Source organism: Enterobacter cloacae complex sp. IR5459 (genome assembly GCF_049238005.1).
Classification (GTDB): Bacteria; Pseudomonadota; Gammaproteobacteria; order Enterobacterales; family Enterobacteriaceae; genus Enterobacter; species Enterobacter hormaechei_C.
This window is the reverse complement of sequence record NZ_JBMKIG010000048.1, coordinates 1-2,755: the sequence shown is the minus strand read 5'-3', so window position 1 is coordinate 2,755 and position 2,755 is coordinate 1. Positions and strand designations below refer to the sequence as shown.

Genomic DNA, 2,755 nt, shown 5'->3' with positions numbered 1-2,755 from the left:
AGAACGCGGTGCTGAACGAGCGCGTGTCGGACTTGAGCACGCAGGTGCTGAGTTTAAGCGAGCAGCTGCGCCGCTTGTCCGGGAACTGAATGCCACCGAGTTCCGGCAGAGGGAGAGTGAGTATCAGAAAACACTGGAGCTGGAGCGCCAGCCGCAGAAAACCTACCGCGGGCCGACACTTTAAACCATCCAGGCAGCTGACAACCCGCACGAAGAGGGGCTTTTACTTCTCCCGCTAAATAGGTTCGTGATCAAAAAGATCACGGCCTATACCTGTGGGGGAATTATGAAATTGCTTAACGTCATTGAAGCTGTACTTAACTGCCTGTATCTGGCGGCCGGGCTGTGGGACTGGCTGGAGAAGCATTTACCTGTTTTTAAGGCGTTCGCGCTGATTTTAGTGTGACTTTACACGCCATGCATCTGGCTGCATGGCTATGCAGTCGGGTAAAATTTATCTGTCGCGATCGGGGTGGTTTACCGGGTGGGTTGTTGTTGTTTTTGGCTGACTGCCGCCCCGTTCGCGGCGAAGCTGTCCGGGGCGGTACGGCCAACGGATGTTATGGTAAATTACATCCGTTGTTAATTAAACTTGAAATCAACTTTAATTATAAAAATGAAGCTAGTTAAACCATCCTCCAGCTTCTTTTTCTCTGGCTTTCCCTTCGCTTTTCATTAAATCTTTCCCGCCTTCTGAAATATTTCTGTTTGAGTCGGCGTGAGATTGAATTACATCTGTTTGGGCTGCCTTGTTTTTTAACTCTTGGTCTATGAATTCATTTTCGCGTTTAACTCTTGCCTCTTCCCTGGCTAATGCTAACTTTTGTTTTTCGATTTCAAGCTTTCTTAGTTCATCTTCATATTTCTGATCTCTATTTTTATCGGCTTTGAGCTCAGCTTCGATTCTTTCACGGTGAGCTTTTCTCTCTGCAGAAGCTATGGCTGCTCTCCTGTTCGCTTCTGCTCTTGCTCTTTCTCTCCTTTTTTGCTCAAGCCGTTTGTTTTCCTCAATTTTTTCTCTCTGGATATCCATGAGTCTTTGCTCTTCAGCCTTCCCCTGCTGTTCAGCTTGAGCTACTGCGGATAATTGTTCTTGAAGTGAGTTTGCAAAGCTGCTTCCACTAAAAGAAAGGATGAGGGGTATAATGATTCTTTTCATCGTTTGAATCTTATTTTTTTACCGGGCATGTTGTGTTTGGTTGGATTCTTGTTTCATTATTTTTTGTGGAAATAACAACAGCTAAACCAGTAGTAAACTGACATGGTTTTCCTACTTGAGTTGATGTAAATACCTTTGTCCCTTCTTTATAAGTTAAAGAAACACCTTCAACGATAGATTTATCTTTGACTAATGTTCCTGCTGCGGCACCGACGGCACCACCGCCAACGGCTCCGGCTGTTGTGCCAAGTCCGCTACCACTTCCGACATTATGACCAGCCACACCGCCAACCACAGCGCCAAGGATTGCCCCAAAGGTTTGTGCAGCTTGTTTGTTTGCAGTGTTATCAACAGCAACCTTCGCAGGCAAAACAGAAATTATGTTTACAGTTTTCGTCTCCTGTTTTGCATTCAGTTGCCCTGCGTCATAAACGTCAGCAGCATATTGATCGGCATTGGATTGACAGCCTGATAAAGCGGTAATCGAGGCGGTTAGTAGGGCTATGCTTAACAGTGTTTTTTTTGAGCTCATGTGACTTCCTGTTTCTTAATGTAAAAAAAACATTTTTAGGAATTATCCGTAAAAAGTAAAGGCTAAAGGTGGTGGTTGATTTTCCACTAAGATGAAGAACTTCTTGAGATTTCTTTGAGCAATGCGTAGTCTTTTGCTCTGTAAACAAAAAAAACCGCCTGGGGAGGCGGTTTTTTCGAAGGTTAAGTCAGTTGGGGAACTGCTTAACCAGGTAACTGGCTTAAGTGGAGCGCAGATACCAAATACTGTCCTTACAGTGTAGCCGTAGTCAGGCCACCACTTCAAGACTCTCGATATCTAAATCCACTAATTCCCAGTTACCAATGGCTGCTGCCAGTGGCGCTTTGTCGTGCCTTTCCGGGTTGGAATCAAGTTGAAAGTTACCGGAGGAGGTGCAGCAGTCGGACTGAACGGGGGGTTCGTGCATACAGTCCAGCTTGGAGCGAACTGCCTTCCCGGAACCGAGTGTCAGGCGTGGAATGAGATAAACGCGGCCATAACAGCGGAATGACACCGGTAAACCGAAAGGCAGGAACAGGAGAGCGCACGAGGGAGCTACCAGGGGGAAACGCCTGGGATCTTTATAGTCCTGTCGGGTTTCGCCACCACTGATTTGAGCGTCAGATTCTGTGATGCTTGTCAGGGGGGCGGAGCCTATGGAAAAACGGCTCCGCCGTGGCCTTCTCGCTTCCCTGTTAAGTTTCTTCCTGGCATCTTCCAGGAAATTTCCGCCCCGTTCGTAAGCCATTTCCGCTCGCCGCAGCCGAACGACCGAGCGTAGCGAGTCAGTGAGCGAGGAAGCGGAATATATCCTGTATCACATATTCTGCTGACGCGCTGGTGCCACCTTTTTCTCCTGCTACATGAAGCACTTTCATAAAGTGTTACTCCGCCGTAACATATTAAGCCAGTATACACTCCGCTAGCGCTACGTGACTGGTTCAGGGCTGCGCCCCGAAACCCGCCAAAAGCCTGACGCGCCTGCGGCTTGTCCAACCCCGCGCCGACCGGGAAAGGCTTTCCCGCCCGTCCCGGCGTTATCAGGAGGCCGGTTTGTCAGAGAA

The 2,755-nt window shown here is 48.2% G+C and carries 4 protein-coding genes; 1 reads left to right on the top strand and 3 read right to left on the bottom strand.

The genetic code is table 11. From position 1 onward, the window contains the following. The coding region (locus ACOTX4_RS25745; RefSeq protein ID WP_407600048.1) for an MbeD/MobD family mobilization/exclusion protein at positions 1–89 on the top strand (89 nt) is incomplete at its 5' end. 533 nt (positions 90–622) lie between these two features. Here ACOTX4_RS25745 and ACOTX4_RS25740 read toward each other — a convergent pair. From ACOTX4_RS25740 to ACOTX4_RS25730, 3 genes are all read right to left on the bottom strand, one after another. Beyond that, positions 623–1,159, bottom strand: a complete 537-nt coding sequence (locus tag ACOTX4_RS25740; RefSeq protein ID WP_053259013.1) for a DUF5384 family protein — start codon at positions 1,157–1,159, stop codon at positions 623–625. A 10-nt stretch (positions 1,160–1,169) separates the two neighbouring features. Further along, the gene (locus ACOTX4_RS25735; protein ID WP_053259012.1) at positions 1,170–1,691 is read right to left on the bottom strand and encodes a glycine zipper 2TM domain-containing protein; all 522 of its coding nucleotides are present in this window, start codon (positions 1,689–1,691) and stop codon (positions 1,170–1,172) included. Positions 1,692–1,959: 268 nt separating this feature from the next. Beyond that, positions 1,960–2,118, bottom strand: a complete 159-nt coding sequence (locus tag ACOTX4_RS25730; RefSeq protein ID WP_079975676.1) for a replication initiation protein — start codon at positions 2,116–2,118, stop codon at positions 1,960–1,962. Positions 2,119–2,755 lie beyond the last annotated feature (637 nt).